Genomic DNA, 26,885 nt, shown 5'->3' with positions numbered 1-26,885 from the left:
CGGAGGTCGCGCATGAAGTCCTTCGGCCGCAGCCTGCCGTTCGTCGCCCTGCTCGGGCCTGCGCTGCTGGTGCTCGCCGCGCTCGCGCTGTATCCGGTCGCGCAGGTGCTGATCGATTCGTTCTGTCAGGTCGACTACTCGGCCGGGCGCCGCGCGTTCACGGGGCTCGCGAACTACCGCGCGGTGCTCGGCGACGACGCGTTCGCGGCCGGCTTCGGCAACACGCTGCGCTTCACGATCGTCGCGTCGCTCGCCGAAGTCGCGCTGGGCTTCGGTCTCGCGCTGCTGTTCGTGCGGGCGTTTCCGGGCCGGCGCATCGCGCTGCCGCTCGCGATCCTGCCGATGATGCTGTCGACGCTCGTGTGCTCGGCGATCTGGCGCAACTGGCTGAACTTCGACGGCTTCCTGAACACGCTGCTCGCGGCGTTCGGCATCGAAGGCGTGCGCTGGCTGTCCGATCCGCATCTCGCGCTCTGGTCGCTCGCGCTCGTCGACGTCTGGCAGTGGACGCCGATGGCGTTCCTGATCGTGCTGGCCGGGCTGCAGTCGATTCCGCAGGAGCTGTACGAGGCCGCGCGCACCGACGGCGCGAGCGAGTGGCAGTGCCTGCGCGACATCACGCTGCCGCTCGCGGCGCCGCAGATCGGCCTCGCGCTGCTGCTGCGCTCGATCGATACGTTCAAGCTGTTCGACAAGGTCTATGCGCTGACGGGCGGCGGCCCCGGCAATGCGACGCAGACGTTGTCGACCTATATCTACGACACGGGCTTCCGCTTCTTCAACGTCGGCCCGGCCAGCGCCGCGTCGGTGCTGATGCTCGCGGCATCCGCGGTGCTGGTTTCGGGGTACGTATGGCAGACGGTTCGCAAGCGGCGCGCATGACGGCGCATCCCGCACGCGTCACGGGCCCACGCACGGGCGCCGCATTCGGTCGCGCGGTGCCGTGGGGTTTGCGCGTCGTCGCGCTCGTGCTGTTGCTGCTGCCCTGCCTGTGGATGGCCGGCGCGGCTTTCATGCCGACGCTCGAACGCCTCGATCATCCGCTGCGGATCTGGCCGGCCGCGCCGACCCTCGAGCATTTCGCGTCGGTGTGGTCCAACGGCATCGGTGCGCCGCTGCTCAATTCGCTGCTGGTCGGCTTCGGCACGACGCTGCTCGCGCTGGCGCTCGCGTTTCCGGCCGCGTATGCGCTCGTGCGGCTGCGGTTTCCGGCGCGGCTCGACCTGCTGTTCCTGGTGCTCGTGCTGGCGTTGAAGCTGATGCCGCCGATCACGATCGCGGTGCCGTTGTTCGCACTGGCGAAGCGGCTGCACCTGCTCGATTCGACGTTCGGCCTCATGCTCGCGTACCAGATCTATGCGTTGCCGATGGCGATCTGGATGCTGCTCGCGTTCGTTCGCGAAGTGCCGATCGAGTACGAAGAGGCGGCCTGCATCGACGGTGCGGGGCTCGCGCGGCGGCTCGTGCAGATCGTGCTGCCGTTGTGCGCGCCGGGGCTGATCGCGACCGCGATCTTCGTGTTCATCGCCGCATGGAACGAGTTTCTGATCGCATTGCTGTTCGTGTCGACACCGAGCCGCTTCACGCTGCCGCTCGCGATTGCCGGCTACGTGACGGAGAACGGCATCGACTGGGGCGACCTGATGAGCGCGGGGCTGATGGCGTCGCTGCCCACGCTGGCCGTGGCCGGCTATGTGCAGCGCTATCTGCTGCGCGGGTTTGCGGGCGGGCTGAAGTGACGCGCGGCCGCGCCGCGCCCGATGTCACGCCGTCACGCGCAGCTGTCCCGCACCACCTGCGCGACCGGCACGACGCGCGTGCGCGACGGGCCGTCGAACGTCTGCATGCGGTCGGCGAGCAGGTCGATCGCCGCGTGCGCGAGGCCGCGCGTGTCCTGCCGGAGCGTCGTCAGCCGATACGCGTCGTATTCGGCGGCGGGGATGTCGTCGAAGCCGATCACGCACAGATCGTCCGGCACGCGCAAGCCGAATTCGCTGCGCGCGACGTCGATCACGCCGAGCGCGAGCAGGTCGGACGAGCAGAACACGCCGTCGGGCCGTTCGCTCGCGGCGAACAGTTGCCGCGCCGCGTCGATCCCGCTGGCATGGGTATCGGACGGTGTGTCGAGCACGCGGGCGAGCGTCGCGCCGAACGCGTCGCGTTGCGCGAGCGCCTGCTCGAATGCCGCGGCGCGCGACCGCGCGCTGTAGCTGGCCCCGCGCGGCCCGACGAACGCGAGCCGGCGCGCGCCGGCCCGCACGAGCCGCTGCGCCGCCTGGACGGCGCCCGCCGCGTTGTCGCTGACGACGACATCGGCCCCCGGCAGGTTCGCCTCGCGATTGATCATCACGACCGGAATCCGGTGTTCGAGGTACTGCTGCGCGACCGACAGCGGCGGCGACGCGGACGTCATCACGAGCCCCGCGATCCGGTAGCTGAGCAGTTGTTCCAGCGATTGCCTGACCTGGCGCGGATCTTCCGCGTTGGTCACGAGCGGCGTCAGTGCACGCTGCCCGAGCGCGGCCATCAGGTCCGACAGCAGCCGTGCGCGAAACGGGTTCTCGAACCCGGCCGTGACGACGCCGATCATGCTGCTGCGCTGCGTGATCATGTCGCGCGCGATCAGGTTGACCTGGTAGCCGAGCGCACGCGCGGCGGCCATCACGCGTTCGCGTGTTTGCGGTGCGATGCTCGCCGTCGGCGAAAATGCGCGCGATACCGCGGAGCGCGAGACGCCGGCCCGCGCCGCGACATCCGACGCCGTCACCCACGGTTTTCTTTCCTTGTCATTCATCGATTCATGATCCCTTCGCGCCACGAAACGTGCATGCCGCTCGCCGACTGGATGTCGGCGCTCGACGATGCGCGGCTGCTGCATACGCTGACCCTACCGGGCAGCCATGACACCTGTGCGTATACGGTCGACGATGCGCTCGTGCGCACGCAGCGCGCGCCGCTCGACGCGCAGCTCGCGCACGGCGTGCGGCTGCTCGACATCCGCTGCCGGCACGTGCGCGACGCGTTCGACATTCATCACGGCGGTATCGCGCTGGGGATGACGTTCGACGACGTGCTGACAAGCTGTGCGCGCTTTCTCGACGCGCATCCGCGCGAATGCATCGTGATGTCGGTGAAGGACGAGTGGCCGGCACAGGCGTGCACGCGCGGGTTCGACGCGACGTTCGACGCGCATCGCGCGCGGCATCCGCGGCTGCGCTGGCATGTCGGCGGCACGCTGCCCGCGCTCGGCGACGTGCGCGGCGCGATCGTGCTGCTGCGGCGCTTTCGCAGCGGCCGGCCGCTCGGCATCGACCTGACTGCGTGGCCCGACAACGCGACGTTCACGATCGATCATCCGGACGGCGCGTTCGTGATCCAGGACGAATATCGCGTGCCGGTGGCCGCATCGATCGCGTGGAAGTGGCGCGCGATCGACGCGCTGCTGACGCACCTGCCGGTGCCGGACAGCGGCCGCTGGGCGATCAGTTTCTGCAGCGGGACGGGAATGGGCGCGAATCCGTCCGTGGTGGCGCACGGCGACGGCAGGGTGCCCGGCATTCATGCGAGGCTGGCCGAGCGGTTGCGCGCGCAGCGCGGCCCGCATGGCGCGATGCTGCTCGATTTCTGCGACGACGACGACTGGGCGCTGGTGCGCGCGCTGATCGAATGCAATGACCACGTGCCGGAGCAGGGCGTCTGGCGCAAGGCGTTTCGCTGTTAGTCAGTGCAGGTTCGCGTTGAAGAACGCGAGCGCCTTCGTGTCGAGTGTCCGGTGGAAGGCCGCGCGATCGAAGCCCTTTGCGTCGGTGCAGATGTCGGGCGCGTCGCGCGCCAGCTGCTCGGGGCACGGCGCCAGGAATGCGAAATGCGCGGCATTCGGCACGACGTGGAATTCCGGCCGCTGCGGCAGCAGGGCCGCCAGCGCGGGCGCCATTTCCGGCACCACGCCGTCGCCGCCGGCCTCGGAGGCCCAGAGCTGGATCGGCGCATGCACGTCCTTCAGCGTGTCGGCGCTCGGGAATGCGTCGAACGGATCGGCGAGCACGTAGGCCTTGATGCGCGGATCGTGCGTCAGCGGCGCTTTCGGCACGTCACCGTCGCGGATTTGCCGGCAGATCGGCCATGCCGGGTCCGGGCAGGCGAGCGCCGCATGCACGAAATCCGGGTTGGCGCCGGCCAGCACGAGGCCCGTGTAGCCGCCGCGCGAAAATCCGAAGAAGCCGATGCGGGTCGGGTCGGTTCGTGCGGCATCCGGCGCCTTGTCCAGCATGTAGTCGACCAGACGCGTGATGTCGGCCGGACGCTCGACGAAGTCGCTCAGATCGGCCGCGCGGCTCATGTCGGAGAACGTGTCGCCCGGATGGTTGATCGCCGCGACGACGTAGCCCGCGTCGGCAAGCGTTTCCGCGAGGTCGTGATGGCCGAGGAACGTGCCGCCGTGGCCGTGCGAGATCACGACGAGCGGCAGCTTGTCGCCGGCGGTCGGGCAGTCGCGCTGCCCTTGCAGCACGAAGGGGCCGATCGTGAGCGGCCGGCCGGGGGCGGCGCAGGGTGTCCAGATGGCCGCCCGCACCGCGGGGCCGCGGGTGTCGGCCGGAATCGTGACGAACTTGACGCCGGCCGCATGCGCGATCGTGGCGGACAGGCAGAGCAGGACGGCCGATAGCCAGGTTTTCATGTGCAATCCCGGGCAAGGGCGGGCGCCGCGATACGCGCCGGACGGAAGCGCTTACCGCGTCGCGATCGCCACTGCCGCGGAGGCCATCGCGGTCGCGCTCGTGCGGTTCGCGATCCGTTTCGCACGCGTCGATGTCAGGAACGTGCGTGCACGAGATGCGAGCAGCGACCAGAAGCAGTCGGCAAGAATCAGCACGGCGAGCATCGTGCCGACGAGTTCGGCCCACGCAGCGACACTGACATGCGCGAGATCGACGATGGTCGGCAGGAGTGCGAGATAGAACACCATGATCTTCGGATTGCCGAGCGTCACGAGCATGCCGGCGACGAACATGCGCCACGGCGACTGGCCGCGCGGCAGGTCGTCCGCGCCCGTGTCGGTGGGCGCGATCCACATTTTCCACGCGAGGAACAGCAGGTACGCGACGCCAAGCAGCTTCAGCACGAACAGGCCCGTCGCGAACTTGCGCGCGAACGCCGACAGCCCCGCGACCGCGAGCGTGAGCCACAGCGCTTCGCCGAGCCACATTGCCATGAGGAACGGCAGAACGTCGCGGATGCCGTTCGTCAGCACGCGTGCCACGAGCGCGGCGACGCTCGGTCCGGGCGTGCCCGCGGTGACGAGCAGGGCGAAGGCGAAGACGGTGAGCGTGGACAGCGTCATGGCGGGCCTCGGGAGTGGGACGTTCGAAACGTATGAAGTATCGATTATAGTGACGGCCGTTCCAGCCTGCCTGCCTGAATTGCCGTCATGACAGCATCGATCCTGATTCGTCCCGCCACGCGCGAGGACGCGGCCGCGATGGCCGCCGTGGAAGTCGCCGCCGCGCAGCGGTTTCGCGAAATCGGCATGGCCGACATCGCCGACGGCGAGCCGACCGACGCGGCCGCCGTGCTCGCGCGCATCGACGCCGGCCGAGCGTATGTCGCGGTCGATCAGCAGGGGACGTGCGTCGGGTTCGCGTTCTACCGGCTGCTCGACGCGCGGCGCTTGTATCTGGAGGAACTGGATGTCGCGCCGTCGCATGCCGGACAGCGGATCGGCGCGCGCCTGATCGAACAGGTGAGGGCGCGCGCGGTGCAGGAGCACGTCGAGCAGGTGCTGCTGTCGACGTTTCGCGATGCGCCGTGGAATGCGCCGTACTACGCGCGCCTCGGTTTCGACATCGTCGACGACGCATCGCTCGACGATACGCTGCGCGCGATTCGCGCGCACCACGTCGCGCTCGGCCTCGACGAAACGCGGCGCGTGTTCATGCGCGCGGACGTGCGCGCCTGAACACGTGCTGCCTGGCCGTCAGGCCGCGTCGCTCAGCGCCGGGTAGTCGGTGTAACCCGTTTCGCCTTCCGCGTAGAACGTCTCCGGTACCGGCTGGTTGAGCGGTGCGCCGAGTTCGAGACGGCGCGGCAGGTCCGGGTTCGCGATGAACAGCTTGCCCCAGGCGATCGCGTCGGCGTTGCCGCTGGCGAGCGCGGCTTGCGCGGTGTCGAGCGTGAACTGCTCGTTCGCGATCAGCGGGCCGCCGAACGCTTCCTTCAGGCGCGGGCTCAGGTGGTCGCCCGAATACGATTCGCGCGTGAAGATGAACGCGATCTTGCGGCGGCCGAGCTCGCGAGCGACGTAACCGAACGTGGCCGCCGGATCGGAATCGCCCATCGTGTGCGCGTCGCCGCGCGGTGCGAGGTGCACGCCGACCCGGCCGGCGCCCCACACGTCGATCGCGGCGTCGACCACTTCGAGCAGCAGGCGCGCGCGGTTCTCGATCGGGCCGCCGTACGCATCGGTGCGGTGGTTGGTGCTGTCCTGCAGGAACTGGTCGAGCAGGTAGCCGTTCGCGCCGTGGATCTCGACGCCGTCGAAGCCGGCGGCCTTCGCGTTCTCGGCACCCTTGCGGTAGGCGGCGACGATACCCGGGATTTCGTCGAGCTCGAGCGCGCGCGGCGTCACGTACGGACGCTGCGGACGCACGAGGCTCACGTGGCCGCCCGCGGCGATCGCGCTCGGCGCGACCGGCAGGTCGCCGTTCAGGAACACCGGATCGGAGATCCGGCCGACGTGCCAGAGCTGCAGCACGATGCGCCCGCCGGCCGCATGCACGGCCTGCGTCACCTGCTTCCACCCTTCGACCTGCTCGTCGGACCAGATGCCCGGCGTGTCCGCATAGCCGACGCCCTGCGGCGTGACCGACGTTGCTTCGGTAATGATCAGGCCGGCCGACGCGCGCTCGCTGTAGTAGCGCGCCATCAGCGCATTCGGCACGCGCGTCGTGCCCGCACGGGCGCGGGTGAGCGGCGCCATCACGATGCGGTTCGGCAGGCTCAGGTCGCCGAGGGTAACGGGGTCGAACAGTGTAGGCATGGCAGATAACCTCTTCTCGAAAGGCGGGGAAGCCGGCGCGTCATGTGCGATGGCGCCCCGCATGGCCGGTTGGGCCGATGGTTAGAGTTCGCGGCGCATGGCGTCGTGAAATGCGTCGATGACGGCCTCGTTGCGCCGGAAGAACGCCCACTGGCCGATCCGCGTCGACGTCACGAGCCCCGCGCGCTGCAGCGTGGCGAGGTGCGCGGAGACGGTCGACTGCGACAGCCCGCAGCGCGCGTCGATCTGGCCCGCGCAGACGCCGTGTTCGTACGGCAGCGTCTGTTGCGGGAAATGCTCGTTGGGCGTTTTCAGCCAGACGAGGATCTCCCGGCGCACGGGGTTCGAGAGCGCTTTCAGGATTGCGTCGATGTCGATTTCGGTCGGCATGGAAGGGCTTGGCGTGTCGGTTCGGCAAACGGGTATCGTCGATGAGCGAATCATATATCGTAATTTAACGATATGCTTGAAAGCACTGCTGCCAATGGGGTTGATAGGTATCGGCGTACAAAAGGATTACGGTCGGAAGAAGGGGGCGGAACGCCGAAGCCTCTCGCCGGCCGCCTGCTCACTTGCGCAACGATCCGGTCAGTTGCCGCAATTCGTCCAGCAGCTTGACCGCGGGTGTGGGTAGCGTGCCGCGCCGGCGTCGAAACGCGGTCAACGTGCGTTGCGCATCCAGGCCTTCGATATCCAGCGCGTCAATGACGCCGGCCTTGCTTTCGGTGTCGTACATCGGCTCGGCCATCCATGAGACGAAGCCGCATCGTGCTACCAGGCTTTTGAGCACGGTGACCGAACGGGTCTCGACGGCAATGGCCGGCATCGGGAGGCCTCGGGCTTCGAAGGTTTCTTGCATGTGGGCATAAGGTCCGGTTCCCTTGGGCGTGATGGCCCACCGTTGTGTCAGCGTGTCCTCGAGCCGAAGGCCGCGCGTCGAGCGCAACGGATGATCGGTCGCCGCGACCACGAAACTCCGGTCGGTCCATGAACAATCGGTGAGCGCAGCGACCTCGTCGGTTTCGATTCCCGAGGTGCAGAGCGCCAGGTCGATCTCGTAAGCGAGCAAACCCTCGACGAGACGGTCCCACACGCCTTCAATCACCTCGACGCGCAGGTTGGGCCATTTATCGAGCACGCACGCGATGGCCATCGGCAGCACGAGGCTCGCGATGCTGCCCACCGCGCCCACCTTGATGACGCCTTTCGCGAGGCCGCGCATCGCGTCCAGTTCCTCGCGCGCCTGTTCGGCTTCCCTTTGCAGCAACATGGCATGCGGCATCAACGCCTCGCCCAGCGCGGTCAGCTGCATCCCTTTCGTGTGGCGCTCGAACAGCGGCGCCCCGACCGATTCCTCGAGCCGCTTGATCGATCTGCTCAGCGCGGGCTGGGTCATGTCGAGCAGCGTCGCGGCTCGTCCCAGGCTACCGGCGGACACGATCGTCGTGAACATCGTCAACTGCTGCAGATTGAAACTCATCGTGGCGAACCTGATTGAAAGGGAATAAAGGGGGAGAACAAGATCCCGAGTCGGATGGCGCTAGGTGTCTTCCCTGAAAGGAACCGCCGCGTACGCTCGCGGCGGCTGCCGGAAAACCGGTGCTGGCGGCGCTCAGCCCCGTCCGGTAAGGCTTCCGGCCTGAATGGACCCGCCATGCCACTCGGCGATGTCATGCATGAATGTAATGGCTTTGAGCATTCTTGGCAATTTTCAAACAAGGTATCGAATCCCATACTGCGGCTCATCCCATCACCGCCAGCCCGAATGGCGAACCGCAGAGGATTCGAGATGCAACGAAACACAAGTGGGCAGCCGACCGTTCGCGATGCCGTCGTGGACTTGATGCGGCGCCTCGGCATGACGTCCGTGTTTGCCAATCCCGGCTCGACCGAGCTACCGATGTTCCGCGACTTCCCGGAGGATTTCCGGTACGTGCTGGGCTTGCAGGAAGCGGTCGTTGTCGGCATGGCGGACGGGTATGCGCAGGCGACCGGCAACGCCGCGCTGGTCAACCTGCATTCGGCGGCCGGTGTCGGCAACGCGATGGGCAACATCTTCACGGCGTTCAAGAACCGCACGCCGCTGATCGTGACTGCCGGCCAGCAGGCCCGCTCGATCCTGCCGTTCGATCCGTTTCTGTCGGCGTCGCAGGCAACCGAGTTGCCGCGCCCCTACGTGAAATGGAGCATCGAACCGGCTCGTGCCGCGGATGTGCCGCTGGCGCTCGCCCGTGCGTACCACGTGGCGATGCAGGAGCCGCGTGGCCCCGTGTTCGTTTCCATTCCGGTCGACGACTGGGATCAGCCGGCCGACTTCGTCGAGGCGACACGGGTCAGCACCCGGTTCCGCCCCGATCCGGTACGGATCGCGGAGATCGGCGACGCGCTGGACCACTGCCAGCGGCCGGCCATCGTCGTCGGCGCGGAACTCGATCGCGCCGATGCCTGGAGCGAGGTTATCCAGATCGCCGAGCGCCACAACGCGCGGGTTTACGTCGCGCCGATGTCGTCGCGCTGCAGCTTCCCTGAAGATCATCGGCTCTTCGCCGGATTCCTTCCGGCGATGCGCGAAAAAATCGTCCGGATTCTGCACGGGCATGACCTGATTTTCGCCGTCGGGGCGCCGGCGTTTGCGTATCACGTCGAAGGCAGTGGGCCGCATGTGCCTGACGGTGCGGCGTTGTACCAGCTCATCGACGATCCGGCCACCGCGGCGTGGACGCCGGCCGGCACGTCGGTGGTGGCGAACATTCGCCTGGGGCTGGCTGACCTGCTCGCCCGTCCGGTGCCGCGGGGTCGGCCGCTACCGGCGCCTCGCGAGGCCGTCGAGCGCGCCGAGCCCACGGCGGTCATGTCGGTCGCCTATGCGTTGCAGACGCTGTCCGAGGTCCGCCATGCAGCCGATATCGTGGTCGAGGAGGCGCCGAGTTCGCGCCCCGTCATGCAACGGTATCTGCCGTTCACGCGCGGTCAGACGTTCTACACGATGGCAAGCGGCGGTCTGGGCTACGGCATGCCCGCCGCGGTGGGCGTGGCTTTGGGCAAACCGGGCAGCCGCGTGATCGGCCTCATCGGCGACGGCTCGGCGATGTATTCGCCGCAAGCGATCTACAGCGCGGTCCAGCTCGCTCTCCCGATCACATTCGTCATCCTGAATAATTCCCGCTACGCCGCCTTGCAGGAATTCGCGCCCGTATTTGGCTTTTCCGAGTCGGATCCGGTGCAGGGCACCGATCTCCCGGGGCTGGATTTCGTTTCTCTCGCCAACAGCATGGGGTGCAAAGGGGTTCGGGTGAGCGACGCACGGTTGCTCAAGTCCGCGCTGGAAGACGCGTTGTCGTCGGGTGAAACGCGCCTTGTGGAAATCGTCGTGGCCTGACCGTGAATCGGCGGTTCGGCAGGCCGGCATGTCAAACATATTCGAGGAGACGGAAGTGAATCAGGTAGCGATGCTGATCAATGGCGAGCGCACGATGGCTCGCGACGGGGCGACATTCGAGCGCCGTAACCCGCTCGACGACACGGTCGCCTCGACGGCGCCGGCCGCGACCGTCGCCGATGCACAAGCCGCGGTGCACGCCGCGGCCGCCGCTTTTCCCGCATGGTCGGCGATGGGGCCGGGCGAGCGACGCGCGTTGCTGAATCGAGCGGCGGAGGCACTCGAGGCAAAGGGCGACGCTTTCGCGCTGGCAATGGCAACCGAAACGGGCGCGTCCCGCCTGTGGGCCGATTTCAACGTCAAGCTTGCGGCCGACGGATTGCGCGAAGCCGCTGCGATGATCACGCAGATCTCGGGCGAAGTGATTCCGTCGGACGTACCCGGCAGTCTCGCGCTGGGGGTTCGGCAGGCTGCCGGCGTCGTGCTCGGGATCGCACCGTGGAACGCTCCCGTCATCCTGGGCGTGCGTGCGGTTGCGTTGCCGCTGGCGTGCGGCAATACCGTCGTGCTCAAAGGCTCCGAAATTTGCCCCGCGACCCACGGCCTCATCATCGAGGCATTGCAGGACGCGGGGCTGCCGCGCGGCGTCGTGAACTTCGTCACGAATGCGCCGGCGAATGCCGGCGACATTGTCGAAGCGCTGATTGCCGAGCCCGCGGTCAGGCGGGTGAACTTCACGGGTTCGACGCGCGTCGGCCGCATCATCGCGACCCAGTGCGCGAAGTCTCTGAAGCCTTCGGTACTTGAACTCGGCGGAAAGGCGCCGTTTCTGGTGCTTCACGATGCCGACCTCGACGCTGCCGTGCAAGGCGCGGCATTCGGCGCGTTCGCCAATTCCGGCCAGATCTGCATGTCCACCGAACGCATCGTCGTCGACACGGCGATCGCCGACGAATTCGTCGCGCGTCTGGCCGAGAAGGCCAAGAGCCTGCCGCTTGGCGATCCGAGAAAGGGCCCGGCCGTCCTCGGTTCCGTCGTGGACATGGCGACCGTCAGGCGATGCAACGACCTGATCGACGACGCGCTGGCGAAAGGCGCGACCCTGGTGTGCGGAGGGAAATCCGATACCACGCTGATGCCGGCCACGTTGCTCGATAACGTGACGGCGGACATGCATATCTACCGGGAGGAGTCGTTCGGGCCCGTCAAGGCGATCGTCCGCGTCGATGGAGACGAAGCGGCCATCGCATGCGCGAACGACAATGAATATGGTCTGTCGGCGGCGGTCTTCAGCCGTGATGTCGCGCGCGCGTTGACGGTCGCGCGGCGTATCGAGTCCGGGCTTTGCCACGTCAACGGGCCGACGGTTCACGACGAGGCGCAAATGCCGTTTGGCGGGATGAAGTCCAGTGGTTTCGGGCATTTCGGCGGCAAAGCCGGAGTCGCGGAATTTACCGATTTGCGCTGGATCACCGTGCAAACGACGCCTCGTCACTACCCGTTCTGATCGTTGCCGCGGTCGGGGCGCGTCTTTTTCATGGTGGAAGAGACGGGCCTCCGGATCGTGGACGCGAACAAAACAACAACGATATACCGGTGAGTAGCCTTCGCTCCTCGAACGACGAGCGATCGGCACAAGGAGACTGCAATGCCTGTCGTCAATTTCGAGTTGTCGCTCGATCGCATCCGGTTCGAGCTTGACCGTCACGTCGGAACACGGATTACCCGGCGATGCGATTCAGACTTGACCAATCTGGCGGGGAGAGCGAAATGAACGATCGTAATCCTCTTCTGCCGACGGTAGACATCGGCCGTACCCTCGACGATGGACCGTTCTCGGCGTTCCAGCGAACGGTCGTCCTGCTCGCCGCGCTTGCGATCGTGATGGATGGATTCGACGGGCAACTCATCGGGTTCGCCATTCCCAGCCTGATCAAGGAATGGGGCATCACGCGCAACGCATTCGCGCCCGCCGTCGCAGCCGGCCTCGTCGGCATGGGGATCGGCAGCGCGTTCGCCGGGCTGTTCGCGGACAGGTTCGGCCGGCGCTGGGCCATCATCGGGAGCGTGCTGGTATTCGGCTTGGCGACGAGTTCGATCGCGCTGTCGCCGGACGTCACGACCATCGCGATCCTGCGCTTCTTCGCGGGACTGGGTATCGGCGGTGCGCTGCCGAGCGCGACGACCATGACGGCGGAATTCACGCCTGCGCGCCGGCGCACGCTCGCCGTGACCGCCACCATCGTTTGCGTACCGCTCGGGGGCATGCTGGCGGGGCTGTTCGCGAGCGTCGTGCTGCCTCATTACGGCTGGCGGGGACTCTTTCTGATCGGCGGCACGCTTCCCGTGGCACTGGCGCTGCTGCTGTATTTCGTCATGCCGGAATCGCCGCGTTATCTTGCCCGCCGTCACGAACGCTGGAACGAATTGCGTCACCTGCTGACCCGCATGTCCCGCTCGATTCAGCCGGACGCGGTGTTCGCCGATCAGAAGGAGCAGAAGGCGGGACCGCGCCCGGGCTTTCGTGCGCTGTTCGCGGACCATCAGGGCCGTGACACTGTGGCGATCTGGGTCGCATTCTTCATGAACCTGGTCGCGGTCTACAGCGCATTCAGCTGGTTGCCGACGATGCTGGCGGGCGAGGGGCTCAGCCCGTCGGTGGCCGGTTCCGGTCTGACCGCCTACAACCTCGGCGGCGTATTCGGCGCAATGGGCTGCGCGCTGGCAATCGGTCGGTTCGGATCGCGCTGGCCTTTGCTTGTCTGTTGCCTGATGGCATCCGCGAGCGCGCTGTTCCTGCGCGGTCTCGACGTGTCCGCCCACACGACGTTGCTCGTGTTCGGAATCGGCCTGCACGGCCTCTTCGTGAACGCGGTCCAGTCGACGATGTATGCCCTTTGCGCGTACGTCTATCCCACCGAGATTCGCGCGACCGGGACCGCGTCCGCGCTCGCGTTCGGGCGGCTTGGCGCGATTCTCAGCGCGTTCGCGGGGGCATTCGTGATCACGCAGGGCGGTGCGTCCGCATACCTGGGCATGCTGGGCGCCGCGATGGCGATGGTGTTCATCTGCCTGATGATCGTGCGTCGCCATATTCCGCCCATCAATGGCGCCTGACCTCGCTCGTCCGGTCGACAGCGGCGCGCGAAACCGCACGCCGGCGCGCCGCGTTTTTTTGCATCACGATTGACTCCGACAGTACCCCGATCATGACAACAGGATTTCCCGGCATGTTCTCCGTCAGCGACTATCGAGACGAAGCCAGACGGCGGCTGCCACGCATGGTGTTCGACTATCTGGAAGGCGCGGCGGACGATGAATCGGGGCTGACGCATAACCGTTCGGCGTTCGACACATTGCAGTTGTTGCCGCGCCGGCTGTCGGACGTCAGCACACGCGCGCAGTCCGTGGCGTTGTTGGGCCGGCGGAACCCGTTACCGCTGGTGATCGCGCCAACGGGCCTCAATGGCGCTTTCTGGCCGAAGGGCGACCTCGCCCTTGCGCGCGCGGCGGGCAAGGCCGGTATTCCGTTCGCGCTATCGACGGCTTCCAACATGTCCATCGAGGAGGTGGCAAAGGGGGCCGACGGAGAACTGTGGTTTCAACTGTACGTCGTTCATCGCAACCTCGCGAAGAGCCTGGTCAATCGTGCCCGCGCGGCGCGCTATTCGACCCTGATCCTTACCACCGATGTCGCGGTCAACGGCTTTCGCCGACGCGATCTTCGCAACGGTTTCGCGATGCCGTTCAAGGCCAGTGCACGTGCGGCGGTCGACGGACTATCGCACCCGCGCTGGCTTTGGTCCTACCTGATGAACGGCATGCCCGAGCTGAAGAATTTCGCGACGGACGATGCATCGGACACGGCCTCGCAGGCCGCGATCCTGCGCCGGCAGATGGATGCGAGTTTCGGTTGGGACGACCTGCGCCGCCTGCGGGACGAATGGCCGGGCAAGCTCCTCGTCAAGGGCATCGTGACGGCCGATGATGCCGCGCGGTGCGTCGAGCTCGGCGCGGACGGCGTCATCGTTTCGAACCATGGCGGCAGGCAACTCGCCGCCCTGCCGGCGACAGCCGACGTGCTGCCGGACATCGTCGAGCGCATCGCGGGCGCGACGGTCATGCTCGACAGCGGCATACGGACGGGGGCCGACGTCGTCAAGGCGATCGCGCTGGGGGCCCAGGCCGTGATGCTGGGGCGCGCCACGTTATACGGGTTGGCGGCCAGAGGGGAAGCCGGCGTGAGCGACGTCATCGAGATGATCAAACGGGAAACGGACCGGACGCTCGCCCTCATCGGTTGTCGCTCGGTGGAGGCGCTCGATCGCAGCTACGTTTCGAAGCGGCCGTCCCGGGGTATTGCGCATTGACGCCGGATTTTGGATGCGCAATGGTCCGGGATAACGCTCTCGCGTATCTGCCGCCGGAACCTCGTGCCATGAATCAAGTGACGACCACGGATCATTACCATCGCGACGACAGGCTTCTGGCATGGGCGGATCAGGTTCGGGCCAGCTGCGTCCCGATGGTGTTCCGGACCGAGTCCGATCAGGGGTTTCATGGCGAGATTTCGAGCGTGAACACCGACGGCGTGTGTGTGTCGCGGATCTCGGCGGTCGATCACGTCGCGGCGCATGACTGGGACGAAGTGCGGCGCACGGCGGACGACTACCTGCTCGTGGCGATCCAGACCGAAGGGCGAGGCGCGATCGAGCAGGATACCCGCACCGCGTTCGTCGGCCCTGCCGACATGGTGCTGTTCGATTCGTCGCGCAGTTTCGTCTGGCATTTCTCCGGGCAGCATTACACGATCCGCTTTCCCCGCAAGGCGCTGGAGAAATGGGTGCCGTGCGGCCGGCAGCACACCGCGGTGAGGATTCCCGCGGCCACCGGGATCCGCCGGATCGCCGCGGACCATATCGCGTCCCTGCACCGGGCGCTTTCGTCGGACGAAGGCGCCACGACCGGTTGCGAGCGGCTTGGCGATGTGTCCGCGAACCTGGTCGCGCTGGCGTTGGCGGATTATTTCAACACGGTCCCGCTGCCCAAATCCAACGTGAAAGAGATGCATCTGCTCCGCGCACGTGCGTTGATCCGTGACCGTATTCGCGAACCGGAACTAGGACCCGAACAGATCGCCGATGCACTGGGGGTATCCAGCCGTTATCTTTACCGGCTGTTCGCCGAGGTCGGAGAGTCGATCGGCGAGATCATCTGTACGGCCCGACTCGACGGATGCGGCGAGTGGCTTCGGCAACGCGCCTACGCAAACCGCTCGATTACCGATATTGCGATGGCGTGGGGTTTCAATAACGCATCGCATTTCAGTCGCACGTTTCGGCGTCACTTTGGCATGTCCGCGCGCGACTACCGTGCGACGCATCGCGACGCTGTCTGAATCGCCGCTGAGCGGGCTGCACGTCGATCCCGCGTGCTGGCAGCATAAGCAAAAATCCTGTTCTGTCAGAGTCAAGCGTCCGCCATATTGGCCCCGGACACTTCGTCTACAACGTTGCGGGCGTCCCGTCCCGCGAGTCGTGGAGGAGTATCTTGGCGCTCAATCATCCCCAGTTCAAAGCGGCTGTCGTGCAGGCCGCCCCGGCCTTCCTCGATCTTCAGGCCGGAATCGAAAAGTCCATCCGCTTGATTGAAGAGGCGGCGCGGGCCGGCGCCGCGCTGATCGCATTCCCTGAAGTGTGGCTGCCCGGCTATCCGTTCTACGTCTGGCTCGGTACACCGGCCTGGTATATGAGCAAGGGCTATGTTCAACGCTACTTCGACAACTCGCTGAGCTACGACAGTCCGGAAGCCGATGCACTGAGGGACGCGGCGAGGAAAAACCGCATCACGGTCGTGATGGGCCTCTCGGAGCGCAAGGGCCACTCGTTGTATATCGCCCAATGGATGATCGGCCCCGACGGCGAGACCCTGCTGCAACGGCAGAAACTCAAACCCACCCACCTCGAACGGACGGTTTTCGGTGACGGGGAGGGCAGCGGCCTGACCGTGATCGACAGCCCGTTGGGCAAGCTCGGCGCGCTGTGTTGTGCCGAACACGTGCAGCCTTTGACCAAAGCCGCCATGTATGCGCAAGGCGAACAGGTCCATGTTGCCGCGTGGCCGAGCTTTTCCCTCTATGAATTCGCCAGCGCATTGAGCCACCAGGTGAACAACGCGGTTTCGCGGACCTATGCCGTCGAAGGCGGGTGCTTCGTCCTCGCGCCGTCGACCGTCGTCACCGAGGAGATGGTCGAGCATCTTTGCGACACCGAGGACAAACGTCAGCTGTTGCGGGCGGGCGGTGGCCATAGCGTTGGATACGGGCCCGACGGGGCGGAGTTGTTCGACAAGATCGACGAAACCGCGGAAGGCCTGCTCTACGCCAATATCGATCTCGGCACGCAATCGCTGTCGAAGTGCGTGTTCGATCCCGCGGGGCATTACTCGCGGCCCGACGTGCTGCGATTGCTGATCGACCGGCGACCGCGCCCCCCTGTCGCCGAAATACTCGACGGAACGCCGGCGGAGACGGCCGCCGACGATCTAGCCTCATCAGACGGCGGCTGCCCGCCCGGGCTTGCGGGCAGCGGCGGAGATCGGTAGCGGAACCATCGGGCTTGCCATGTCGTGTCATGGCGGGCCGGCCGGAGGTTTCCGTTTCGTGGCCCGGTGGGCTTGGCGGTTTTTCTTCGAATCAACGGTCATTCAGTCACGACAATATAGTTAGGATCGCGATATGAAATACAAGGAAAGTAGCGACTACGAATGGAAGATGGTCATCTTTCTTGCGGTGCTGTTCGGCATCGTGGGTCTCGACCGTCTGGTCATCGTGTACCTGTTTCCGGTTCTGCTGCCGGAGCTGAAACTGAACAACACGCAGGCAGGCGCCATCGCCTCGGTGCTCGCGTTGACCTGGGCCATTTCGACATGGGTGCTCGGGAGCCTGTCCGACCGCCACGGGCGCCGCAAGATTCTGCTCGGGTCGTCGATCTTCTTCTCGGTGATGACTGCCTTTACCGGCGTCGCCAAGTCGTTCCACGGCATGCTGCTCGTGCGAGGCCTTCTCGGCGTGGGCGAGGGGGGCGTGTTCAGCGCCAGCGTCGCGACCATCGACGAAATATCGACGCCGAGCCGGCGCGGCCTGAATCTGGGCATCCACCAGTCGTTTTTCCCTCTTCTGGGTATCGGCCTCGGACCGATCATCGCGACCCAACTCGTGATGCATATGCGCTGGGAGTGGGTGTTTTTCGTGCTCGGCATTCCGGGGCTGCTGCTGACGTTCCTGATCGGCCGGACCATGCGAAAGACGGAGGCCGGTCGCGACACGCAGGCCCGCTCGGCATCGGGTGGCCCCTTGACCGTGCTGAGATACAAGAACATCTGGCTGACCACGGTCATCGGATCGCTGTTCCAGACGGGCCTGTTCGTGTTCTCGACGTTCGTCGCGCTCTATCTGACCAAAGTCGTGGGCCTCGGTCTCGGCACGGTCGGCCTGATCATATCCGGATGGGGTTTCGGCGGGTTTATCGGGATGATCGCCGTTCCGGCGATATCGGATCGGCTCGGGCGGCGGATCGTGCTCGTCGTTTCCGCGGCTTGTTACGGTATCCTGATGTTGGCGTTTGTTCTTTGTCACGCGTCGCCGGTCGTCATGTTCGCCAACCTCTTTGCTGCCGGGATTTGCGGCTTCGGCATCGCACCGCTCTTTCTTGCCGTGATTCCCTGCGAATCGGTCCCGTCCACGCTGACCGGCTCGGCCGTGGGCGTTCCCACCGCAGTCAGTGAACTGATTGGCGGGGTCCTGATGCCGGTGGTGGCAGGCGGGCTCGCCGACACGTTCGGTCTGGGTTATCCGATGCTGATCGTCGGAGGCGTGTCGCTGGTGAGCGCGCTCGTGGGAATGTTTCTCGATGAAACGGTGCCCGCGGCGACGTCGCAGCATGCCGTCTCGACCATCGACGCGGCCTGACCGTTCGGCAACGGGCAGGCGGATGTCGGACCGTTGCGCGGACTCGTGCGAACCGGGCCACTGACGTCGGTCGCGGGGCTGTACCAGGGGCGGTGAAGCGACGCTGTCAGGGTTGACTGCGTCGTCATTTCTGACGATGCGCGACAAAAAAGCCGACGCGCAATCTACGAAGACCGCAATGTACGAGAGACGTAGATGCCCACCCTGCCGCAGCTTTCAGTCGTCGACGCAAAAGGCGCGATCGATCGACGCGAGATCTCCTGCCTGGAATACGTACAGGCGCTGGTGGATCAACAGGCCAACACCGAGTCGCTGAACGGGTTCGCGCATTTCAACCCCGAGACGTTGTTGCAATCGGCGCGGGCCCACGACGAACCGCTCGCAGCCCGGACAGGCCGGATGTCACTTGCCGGCATTCCGTTGGCGATCAAGGACAACATCGACTGCGCGGGCATGCCGACTGCGGCTGGAACGGCCGCGCTTCGCCACGCCGTTCCGCGAGCGCAGGCGCCAGTCGTGGCGCGTGTGGTCGAGGCGGGGGCGTTGGTCGCCGGCAAAGCGAACATGCACGAACTCGCTTTCGGCTGCACCAACGACAACGGATTTTTTGGCCCGGCCCGCAACCCGTATGACCCGTCCAGAATTCCCGGCGGAAGCAGCGGTGGGTCGGCCGTGCTGGTGGCGAGCGGGGCGGTGCCGGCGGCGCTCGGCACCGACACGGGCGGATCGGTGCGCATCCCGGCGGCGCTGTGCGGGCTGGTCGGCTTTCGTCCCACGCACGGACGTTATCCGTCCGAGGGCGTCGTGCCGATATCGCCCACGCGCGACACGGTCGGCCCGATCGCCCGCACCGTCGCCGACGTGATGTTGCTGGACGCGATCCTGTCTGGAAGGGGTTCAGCGCCGCCCGCTGCCGACGATGCACGTGACGTTCGCCTGGCAGTTCCGTACTCGACGTTGTGGGAGGGGTTGTCGCCCGACGCACGGCCGGTACTCGAACGTGCGCTGCAGACGCTGAAGGATGCGGGCTTCGAGCTGGTTGACGTGGACCTGCGACGTTATCCGTTTTTTCGTGCGAAGAAGAACGCAACCATTCCTTTTTTCGAGTTCGGCGGCGCCGTGGGCCGCTATCTGGAAACAGGCGGCGTGGCCGTGACGTTCCCGGAGATCGTTGCCCAGATCAGGAGCCCGGATGTGATCCGGATCGTCGGCGACATCCTGGGGGCCGGTGCGATTTCCGCGGCCGAATACGCCGAAGCGCTCCTCGCGCGAGAGCGGTCCCGCACGTCCTACGTGGCGTGTCTTCGCGAAGTGGAGGCAGATGCGCTGCTGTTTCCCACCGTGCTGATTCCCGCTTGCCGCATCGGCGCCGAAACCGTGGCGGTCGGGTCTGAAGCGCTCGATGTCTTTGCCGCATACACACGAAATACCGAACCGGGCAGCAACGCAGGGGTACCCGGCATCACCGTTCCCGCAGGCCTGACCCGGGACGGCCTCCCGGTTGGATTGGCGCTGGACGGTGCGCCGTATTCGGATCAGCGAATCCTGCAGATCGGCAAGGAAATGGAGCGTGTCCTGTGTGCGGCGACGTTCCCGCGTCTCGACGCACACGTTCAATCATCCGGCAACGACTTAACGAGAAAGGCAAGCAAATGAATCGTCGACATATCCTGAAAAGTATTGCGCTCGGTGCCGCCAGTGCCGCGGTGGGCGCCGGGGGGCTCGTTCCGGTGTCGGTTCGCGCGGCAAACCAGCCGCTGAAGTTGGCGCTGATGGCGCCGATGAGCGGGCCGGCCGCATTTTTCGGTCAAGCCTGCAAAAACTGCGCAGCGATGGCGATCGACGAGATCAACGCGCGCGGGGGCGTGTTGGGGCGCCCGCTCGAGTTGCTGGTGGGAGATGCCGGCGCCGCGCCTTCCGAGTCCGCGCAGACGGCGCTGCGCCTGTGGAAGCGCGACAAGGCGGAGGTCTTTGTCGGATCGCACGATAGTGCTGTCCGCACGGCGCTGGAAAGTCTGTTCCGAGGCCAGGTGCCTTACTTCTATACCCCGATGTACGAAGGGGGCGATTGCGCGAAGGGCACGTTCTTCGTTGGCGAGACGCCCGCGCAGCAACTGACGCCGGTCATTCCGTGGTTGACCGCCCAGCACCAGGTCAAGCGCTGGTTCCTGATCGGCAACGACTACATCTGGCCGCGCAAGTCGAACGAAGTGGCGAAAAAGGCGATTCAGGGTTCCGGCGCGACCGTGGTCGGCGAAGAGTACGTTCCGTTCGACGTCGACAACTTCGACGCGGTACTGGGCAAAATTCGCGACAGCAAGGCGGATGCGGTGTTCATCACGCTGGTGGGCGGGTCGGCCGTCACGTTCAACAGAAGTTTCGCGAGCTTCGGTCTCGGCGACAGGATGATCCGCTTCGGCACGATGATCGAGGAAAACACGTTGATCGGGATCGGTGCGTCCAACACCAGGAACCTCTACTCGGCGTCCGGCTTTTTCGCGACGCCGACCGCAACGTCCGCGCCGTTTCTGGAGCGTTATCACAAGCGGTTCGGCGCGTCGGCGGTTTTGAGCAGCATCGGCGAGTCGACGTACGAGGGCGTCCTGATGTATGACGCGATGGCCAGGAAGGCGAATTCCGCGTCGATCGGCGATCTGACGAAGGCCTCCGACGGGGCAGGCTACAAAGGCCCGCGCGGCGTGGTCACGATGAAGTCCCGCAACGTGACGGCCGACATCTTCCTCGCCAGGGCATCAGGTGTGCGATACGACATCGTCAAGACGTTCTCGCAGCTTGGCTCGGCCGAGACCTGTGCGAGCGGAGCGGGTGCGGGTTGACGTCATGCTGCTTTCCCATCTTCTCAATCTCGGGTACGCGTGTGCGGCCCTCGCGCTCACGACGATCGGTCTGGCCATCGTGTTCGGGCTGCTGGGCGTGCTGAACATGGCGCATGGCGAGTTTATCATGCTGGGCGCGTACTCGGTGGTCGTCGTGCAGCGTTTCGGATTACCCGCTTTGCTTGCCATACCCGTGGCGATCGTCGTATGCGCTGCCGTGGGTTGGATCGTCGAACGCGTGCTGGTTCGTCCCTTGTATGAGCGGCCGTTCGATACCTTGCTCGCCACCTGGGGCGTTTCGATCCTGCTGCGCGAAGGGGTGGTCGCATTGTTCGGAAAGGGTTACCAGGACGTGACTGGCGCGGATGGCGCATCGATCGATGTCCTGGGCACCCCGTATCCGGCATTCCGGCTTGCGATGATGCTCGCGGTGGGCCTGGCATTCGCCGCGCTCGCGGCATGGTACGGCCGCAGCCAGACGGGCGCGCGGATTCGGGGCATGGTCGCGAATCCCCTTCTTGCCAGGGCGGCCGGCATCAATACGACCCGGCTGGCCAGCGGCACGTTCATCACGGGGGTGGTGCTGGCCGGGTTGGCGGGGGTGTTGCTCGCGCCGATCGTGCGGGTCGAGCCGTACATGGGCCTCGACTATCTGCTCAATTCGTTTTTCGTGCTCGTGGTCGGCGGCCTGGGCAGCTTGCTCGGTCTCGCGGTCGGCACGTTCGTCATCGGCGGAACGCAGGTCGCGGTGTCGAGTTTCATCGATCAGACGTCGGGTTATACCGCCGTTCTGATCCTGTCCATCTATTTCTTGTGGAGTCGCCCGAATGGCCTCGTCTCGCGACGTTGAAACGGCCCTCCAGGTTGTCACGGCTGCGGTTCTTCTGAGCTTGCCGCTGTGGGCCGGTGACTACAGTGCAAACCAGATCGGGCTTCTGTTGCTGTATGGAATGGCAACGCAAGGCGTTGCGTTGTGCTGGGGGAATGCGGGCTTTTTGCCGCTGGGCCAAAGCCTGTTCTTCGGGCTGGGCGCGTATGTCAGCGCCTTGGTATTGCGCGCCGCGGCCGCGGCCGGCGGCGAATGGCAGATCGTCCTGCTTCCGCTTGCAGTCGCGGTACCGGCGGCCCTGGCCTATGCCATCGGATTGATCGTCTTTGCGCGCCGGATCGACAGCGGGCCGTTTTTTTCGCTGATTACCCTTGCGTCATGCATGTTGGGATTTCTGTTGGCCAATCAATGGAGCAGCGTCACCGGCGGCTTCAACGGGCTCACCGATATTCCCGACCTGCCGATGACCGACCGGTATGGAAACCTGTATTACGTGATCGCCGTGGCCGCGGTTGTCGTCACGGCGGGGATCACCTGGTTGAGTCGCCGCCCCATCGGGACGCTCTGGGCCGCCCTCTCGGAGAATGAGGATCGCCTCCAGTTCCTTGGATTCGCGACGCACCGGCTGAAGGCGGCCGCTTTCGGCCTCTCGGGCGCGATCGCGGGTCTGGGCGGCGCGCTGTATGCGCCTCACGAGGGTCTCGTCGGCCCTCAGGCGGTCGGCGTCGCGTTGTCGGCGCAGTTCGTCATCTGGGCAGCCGTCGGGGGGAAGCGCAGTCCGTTGGGCGCGCAACTCGGTGCCGTCGTGATCGGGCTGCTCGCCGCGACCTGGCGCGATCTGTTCACCTATTGGGAAGTGCTGGTCGCGCTGATTTTCATCGGTGTGGTGCGGCTGTTTCCCGATGGCCTGGCCGGCGCGGCCGCCGCGCTTGCCCGGATGGCGGGTCTGCGCGTCGCGAACGTCATTCCGGAGAAACGGCTAGATGCTCACGAGATCGCGACGATCGACAGGCGGCCGGCTCAATCCGCGCTGCTCAGTTTCCGCAAGGTGGAAGTCAGCCAGGGGGGCGTCAACATTCTCAACGGGCTCGATCTCGAGGTGGGAGCCGGGGTCATCCATTGTTTCATTGGCCCGAATGGCGCCGGCAAGACGTCGACATTCAACGCAATGACGGGCCGCTTGCCGGTCCGTTCAGGTGAAATTCACTTTCGCGGGACCGAGATTTCGTCCTCTCAGGCGTGGCAGGTCGCCCGACTGGGCATCGGCCGCAAGTTTCAGATTCCCGCGGTGTTTGCCCGGTTGTCGGTCGACCAGAATCTTCAGATCGCCCTGTGGGCGAACCGGATACGTCCTCGGGAGATGCTGAGCGCGGCGCCGCTGCATTGGAACTCGGTTCAACGCGTACGCACGCTCGGGAAATTCGGGTTTCTCGAATCGAATCTGGCGGTTCGTGCGGGCGATCTGTCTCAAGGGATGCGCCAGATGCTGGAGTTCGCGATGGTGGCGATCACCGAGCCGCGTCTTTTGCTCCTCGACGAACCGTGCGCCGGCCTCTCGGCGCACGAAACCCGTCACATGATGGACGCGATCACGTCGACCGTGGGCGAACTGGAGGCGTCAGCCATCGTGATCGAGCATGACATGAGCGCACTCGAAAAGATCGCCGGCAACGTGGTGGTCCTGCATCAGGGAAGAAGCCTCGCGGTCGGATCGCTGTCGCAGATCAAGATGTCGGCAGACGTCAAGGCCGTCTACTCGGGAGGAAGAAAGTGAGCGAACGCCGGCGGGAAGCCGTGTTGAGGTTTTCGTCGATCGTCGCGGGTTACGGCGACACGATGGTGCTCAAGGGAATCAGTGGCGAGGTGGCCGCGGGTAATGTCCTGGGGGTGTTTGGCCGCAACGGTGTGGGCAAGTCGACACTGATGCGCGCCCTGACAGGTGTTATCCAGCCCACTTCCGGGGCAGTCACGGTCAACGGCGGTGAAGTAGGAAAAGTACCGTCGCACCAACGGCGACGTCTGGGGATGAGCTATGCGCCGCAGGAACGGGTTGTCTTCGACAATTTGAGCGTTGCAGACAACCTGACCCTCGGATTCAGGACAAGAAGCCTGGAAGCATACGAAGAATTGTTCGAGATTTTCCCGCGTCTGAAAGAGCGGTTGCCGCAGGCAGCCGGGAAGCTGAGCGGGGGTGAAAAGAAGCTGCTTTCCTTCGCCAGGATCATCGCGGAGCGTTCGCCGCTCACGCTGATCGACGAGCCGTCGGAAGGCGTTCAGCAGGAGAACCTGGAGCGGATGGCATCCGTTATCCGGTCTCGAATCGAGGAAGGCGCGGCGTTCGTGGTGGTCGAACAGAATCTGACGTTTCTCACTTCGATCGCGGACCATTTCATCGGTCTGGATCATGGAGAGGTCGTGCTGTCGGGCGACTCGATCGATATGTCGCGCGACCGGCTCGAAGCCGTATTGGCGGTTTAGGCTTTCGTATCAGGCAATTCGCCGCTCGTGCGTACCTGACGTACCTGAGCGTCGGCCGCGCCGTTCAATCGTCGTCACGGCGCGGCCGTTCCGGCCGCGGCGACGGAAGCAGCCAGCTCCGCACGGTTGGAGAATCCCTTCTTGTCCATGATCCGCCGCAAATGGGTGCGTACGGTCGACAAGCTGATGCAGAGAAGGCGGCCGATATCCTGATCGGTACAACCCTTTGCGACGAGCTGGGCGATCTCGCTCTCACGGTCCGTGAGCCCCGTCGCGCTGCCTGCCCGACGTTTGATGGCGCGGCAAAGGAACGGCTCGATCGCATCGAGCACGAGTTTGTCGCGCAGCTCGAATTCAGGCCGATTCCTGGTTCGCCAGATTCTCAGGTCGCTGAGCTGGCGTTCGCCGTCGAAAACGAACACGTTGATCCCGTGATGCAAACCATCCTGCGCGAGAAACTCGTTATAGAACTCGCTTTTCTCCAGGGCAGGCCGGTCCATCACTTCTTCCACGAACGTGGCCCGGCGCATCCTGCAGAGCTGCGCCGTCATCGGGTCATTGTGCTGATACCAGCTTGTGTAGCGACGCACGTGATCCGAGTCGACGTTGACCGCAATCGGGTCGACGTAGGTCCCTTTCTCGGCATCCCAGTTGTAGGACACGCAGAAATCGGATCGCAACAACCGGGTCAAGTCTGACAAAACGACACGTCTGACATCCACGATCGGTCCGAGCTCTTCGAGCCGCCCGATGATGTCGCCGAAAAGTCGGAGTTCGTCGAGCGTGAGATCGTGAACTGGTGGCTTCAAGGGGGCCTCATCGGTAGGAGGAGTCGGGAGACGGCACGCGCGACAGTCTTGGAAGACTGGTTCGCATTACGCATCAATCATAGCAGCGTAAAAAATCCCGATCAGCAATGAACGTGCGGCCTTTGCCGGTCCGTTGTATTCATGCCGCAGTCGCATCCGCCGCCTGTTTTCGGGCCGAAAGGGATGCCCGCGGCGGACCCTGAATGCCGCCGCCACTGACCGGGATTTCCGCATCGACATTTCTGACGATGGGGCTCAAAAAACGCCGGTCATAAAGTGGACGCGCAGTGGGAAGCGGACGTGTTGAGACCGTTCGTCGTGGAGGCAAGCCGGAGGTTTACCCGCAGACGCCTGCCCATTGATCAAACGATTCCAGCGCATTTTCAGCGGGACGCGTTCCTCAGCCATTTTCGTCAACGAAAACTACGCCATAAAATTAGGATAGCGATATGAACAGGATCATCAAGCGAAGCATGGTGGTGTGCGCCGCGGTTGGGTGCGGCGTGGCACATGCGCAGTCGTCAGTGACGCTGTACGGGCTGGTCGATGCGGGCATCACGTACACGAACAATGCAACGTCGGGCACCGGACATGGCGCGCTCGTGCAGTTCACGTCCGGGTCGTCGCAGGGAGATCGTTGGGGGCTGACGGGCAAAGAGGACCTGGGTGGCGGGCTCAAGGCGATCTTCACGCTCGAAAGCGGTTTTCAACTTTCCAACGGGGCCTTGGCGCAGAGCGGGCTGTTGTTCAACCGCGCGGCCTTCGTCGGCCTCGACGGGCGGTTCGGGACGCTGACGCTCGGGCGGCAATACGACTTCATCGGCGATATTTTCCCCGCGTACTCGATCGCGGGAAACACGGCCGCGGGTATCCTCGCGTGGGGCATTCCGGCGTATGCGGCTGGCGGGTATACGCTGGATAACCGACTGTGGGGCGACAACGTCAATAACTCGGTGAAGTATCTTTCGCCGACGATTTCGGGCTTCAGTGTCGGTGCCATGTACGGTTTCGGCAATGTGGCCGGCTCATTGGGCACCAACAGCGCGATGAACTTCCTGCTGAACTACAACCGGGGCGGGCTCACCGCATCGCTGTCGTATTTCAAGCAGCATAACGCGACCCGCTCCGCGAATTTGACGGAATACGCCGGCGGTGCAACATACAGCCTGGGGAAAGCGCAGATATTCGGTGTGGTGACCGATGTCCAGTTGAGCAGCGGCACCCAAGCGCGCGCGCTGACCTATGACGGCGGCGTGACTTACTTTGTCAGGCCCGACCTCTCGCTCGGCGCCGGGTTCCAGTTCCAGCAGCGCAACAACGGGGTCGGCAGCGCGAATCAGGCGACCATCGGGGCCGATTACTTCATTTCCAAACGCACGGACGTGTATTTCGTCGGGGCGCTCGCGCATGATCATGCGCACGGCGCTCAAATCGAAGCAGCGCTCGGATCGCCGTCCAGCACGAGTTTTCAGACCGCGGCGAGGATCGGCATTCGGCACAAGTTCTGACTGGTGCGGCGGCACGTGCCGGTGGTGCAGGGGCGGGCCG

24 protein-coding genes are annotated in these 26,885 nt (G+C 65.1%); 17 read left to right on the top strand and 7 right to left on the bottom strand.

Annotated features, from left to right (window positions below):
- The first annotated feature begins 12 nt into the window (after nt 1–12).
- Nucleotides 13–882 (top strand): carbohydrate ABC transporter permease, encoded by an 870-nt coding sequence (locus tag AC1VVG_RS29480; protein WP_034189469.1) that lies wholly within the window; start codon nt 13–15, stop codon nt 880–882.
- On the top strand, nt 852–1,739 hold the full coding sequence (locus AC1VVG_RS29475; RefSeq protein WP_482837062.1) for a carbohydrate ABC transporter permease: 888 nt from the start codon (nt 852–854) through the stop codon (nt 1,737–1,739). The genes AC1VVG_RS29480 and AC1VVG_RS29475 overlap by 31 nt, the downstream gene beginning before the upstream one ends.
- 32 nt (nt 1,740–1,771) lie before the next feature.
- Here AC1VVG_RS29475 and AC1VVG_RS29470 read toward each other — a convergent pair whose 3' ends face one another.
- Nucleotides 1,772–2,794, bottom strand: a complete 1,023-nt coding sequence (locus tag AC1VVG_RS29470) for a LacI family DNA-binding transcriptional regulator (protein WP_482837060.1) — start codon at nt 2,792–2,794, stop codon at nt 1,772–1,774.
- Nucleotides 2,795–2,800: 6 nt separating this feature from the next.
- Between AC1VVG_RS29470 and AC1VVG_RS29465 the strand changes: the two genes are divergently transcribed.
- On the top strand, nt 2,801–3,721 hold the full coding sequence (locus AC1VVG_RS29465) for a phosphatidylinositol-specific phospholipase C (RefSeq protein WP_482837058.1): 921 nt from the start codon (nt 2,801–2,803) through the stop codon (nt 3,719–3,721).
- On the opposite strand, the gene AC1VVG_RS29460 is transcribed toward AC1VVG_RS29465, so the two are convergent.
- Nucleotides 3,722–4,678, bottom strand: a complete 957-nt coding sequence (locus AC1VVG_RS29460; RefSeq protein ID WP_482837057.1) for an alpha/beta hydrolase family protein — start codon at nt 4,676–4,678, stop codon at nt 3,722–3,724.
- Between the two features lie 51 nt (nt 4,679–4,729).
- On the bottom strand, nt 4,730–5,341 hold the full coding sequence (locus tag AC1VVG_RS29455) for a LysE family translocator (protein ID WP_482837056.1): 612 nt from the start codon (nt 5,339–5,341) through the stop codon (nt 4,730–4,732).
- A gap of 87 nt (nt 5,342–5,428) precedes the next feature.
- Here AC1VVG_RS29455 and AC1VVG_RS29450 point away from each other — a divergent pair, with 87 nt between their 5' ends.
- A complete protein-coding gene (locus AC1VVG_RS29450; protein ID WP_059556752.1) occupies nt 5,429–5,956 on the top strand; it encodes a GNAT family N-acetyltransferase in 528 nt (175 codons plus the stop codon).
- A gap of 18 nt (nt 5,957–5,974) precedes the next feature.
- On the opposite strand, the gene AC1VVG_RS29445 is transcribed toward AC1VVG_RS29450, so the two are convergent.
- The 3 genes from AC1VVG_RS29445 to AC1VVG_RS29435 form a co-directional block, all read right to left on the bottom strand.
- The gene (locus tag AC1VVG_RS29445; protein ID WP_049031832.1) at nt 5,975–7,036 is read right to left on the bottom strand and encodes an alkene reductase; all 1,062 of its coding nucleotides are present in this window, start codon (nt 7,034–7,036) and stop codon (nt 5,975–5,977) included.
- 81 nt (nt 7,037–7,117) lie between these two features.
- Nucleotides 7,118–7,426, bottom strand: coding sequence for an ArsR/SmtB family transcription factor (locus tag AC1VVG_RS29440; RefSeq protein WP_034189475.1), 309 nt, complete (start codon nt 7,424–7,426; stop codon nt 7,118–7,120).
- A 178-nt stretch (nt 7,427–7,604) separates the two neighbouring features.
- Nucleotides 7,605–8,516 carry a LysR family transcriptional regulator gene (locus AC1VVG_RS29435; RefSeq protein WP_034189481.1) on the bottom strand — a complete coding sequence of 304 codons (912 nt, stop codon included), beginning with the start codon at nt 8,514–8,516 and terminating at the stop codon, nt 7,605–7,607.
- A gap of 309 nt (nt 8,517–8,825) precedes the next feature.
- Between AC1VVG_RS29435 and mdlC the strand changes: the two genes are divergently transcribed.
- The 12 genes from mdlC to AC1VVG_RS29375 all read left to right on the top strand — a co-directional run bounded on the left by mdlC (nt 8,826) and on the right by AC1VVG_RS29375 (nt 24,528).
- Complete coding sequence (gene mdlC / locus AC1VVG_RS29430) at nt 8,826–10,415, top strand: benzoylformate decarboxylase (protein WP_482837053.1); 1,590 nt, start codon at nt 8,826–8,828, stop codon at nt 10,413–10,415.
- 70 nt (nt 10,416–10,485) lie between these two features.
- Nucleotides 10,486–11,922, top strand: coding sequence for an aldehyde dehydrogenase (locus AC1VVG_RS29425; protein WP_482837239.1), 1,437 nt, complete (start codon nt 10,486–10,488; stop codon nt 11,920–11,922).
- A 263-nt stretch (nt 11,923–12,185) separates the two neighbouring features.
- Nucleotides 12,186–13,532, top strand: a complete 1,347-nt coding sequence (locus tag AC1VVG_RS29420) for an MFS transporter (protein WP_034189484.1) — start codon at nt 12,186–12,188, stop codon at nt 13,530–13,532.
- Nucleotides 13,533–13,645: 113 nt separating this feature from the next.
- Entirely contained in the window at nt 13,646–14,785 is a 1,140-nt protein-coding gene (locus AC1VVG_RS29415; RefSeq protein ID WP_226104048.1) for an alpha-hydroxy-acid oxidizing protein, read from the top strand.
- Nucleotides 14,786–14,853: 68 nt separating this feature from the next.
- The gene (locus AC1VVG_RS29410) at nt 14,854–15,813 is read left to right on the top strand and encodes an AraC-like ligand-binding domain-containing protein (protein WP_482837051.1); all 960 of its coding nucleotides are present in this window, start codon (nt 14,854–14,856) and stop codon (nt 15,811–15,813) included.
- Nucleotides 15,814–15,965: 152 nt separating this feature from the next.
- Nucleotides 15,966–17,018: a carbon-nitrogen hydrolase family protein gene (locus tag AC1VVG_RS29405; protein WP_049031827.1), complete on the top strand. Its 1,053-nt coding sequence runs from the start codon at nt 15,966–15,968 to the stop codon at nt 17,016–17,018.
- A 133-nt stretch (nt 17,019–17,151) separates the two neighbouring features.
- The gene (locus AC1VVG_RS29400) at nt 17,152–18,384 is read left to right on the top strand and encodes an MFS transporter (RefSeq protein ID WP_209392551.1); all 1,233 of its coding nucleotides are present in this window, start codon (nt 17,152–17,154) and stop codon (nt 18,382–18,384) included.
- Between the two features lie 195 nt (nt 18,385–18,579).
- Nucleotides 18,580–20,040, top strand: a complete 1,461-nt coding sequence (gene iaaH / locus AC1VVG_RS29395) for an indoleacetamide hydrolase (protein WP_069706336.1) — start codon at nt 18,580–18,582, stop codon at nt 20,038–20,040.
- Entirely contained in the window at nt 20,037–21,221 is a 1,185-nt protein-coding gene (locus AC1VVG_RS29390) for a substrate-binding domain-containing protein (RefSeq protein WP_034189487.1), read from the top strand. The genes iaaH and AC1VVG_RS29390 overlap by 4 nt, the downstream gene beginning before the upstream one ends.
- A gap of 4 nt (nt 21,222–21,225) precedes the next feature.
- Entirely contained in the window at nt 21,226–22,071 is an 846-nt protein-coding gene (locus AC1VVG_RS29385) for a branched-chain amino acid ABC transporter permease (protein WP_034189488.1), read from the top strand.
- Complete coding sequence (locus AC1VVG_RS29380; RefSeq protein ID WP_482837048.1) at nt 22,049–23,824, top strand: branched-chain amino acid ABC transporter ATP-binding protein/permease; 1,776 nt, start codon at nt 22,049–22,051, stop codon at nt 23,822–23,824. The genes AC1VVG_RS29385 and AC1VVG_RS29380 overlap by 23 nt, the downstream gene beginning before the upstream one ends.
- Nucleotides 23,821–24,528: an ABC transporter ATP-binding protein gene (locus tag AC1VVG_RS29375; protein WP_226104047.1), complete on the top strand. Its 708-nt coding sequence runs from the start codon at nt 23,821–23,823 to the stop codon at nt 24,526–24,528. Before AC1VVG_RS29380 ends, AC1VVG_RS29375 begins: the two co-directional genes overlap by 4 nt.
- A 74-nt stretch (nt 24,529–24,602) precedes the next feature.
- Here the strand turns inward: AC1VVG_RS29375 and AC1VVG_RS29370 are convergent, their stop codons facing one another.
- On the bottom strand, nt 24,603–25,337 hold the full coding sequence (locus AC1VVG_RS29370) for a helix-turn-helix transcriptional regulator (protein WP_034189490.1): 735 nt from the start codon (nt 25,335–25,337) through the stop codon (nt 24,603–24,605).
- Nucleotides 25,338–25,786: 449 nt separating this feature from the next.
- Here AC1VVG_RS29370 and AC1VVG_RS29365 point away from each other — a divergent pair, with 449 nt between their 5' ends.
- Complete coding sequence (locus AC1VVG_RS29365; RefSeq protein ID WP_482837046.1) at nt 25,787–26,845, top strand: porin; 1,059 nt, start codon at nt 25,787–25,789, stop codon at nt 26,843–26,845.
- Nucleotides 26,846–26,885: the final 40 nt, after the last annotated feature.

Source organism: Burkholderia sp. L-4, from assembly GCF_056856535.1.
The sequence above is the reverse complement of the archived record's forward strand: the minus strand, read 5'-3'. Positions and strand labels throughout refer to the sequence as shown.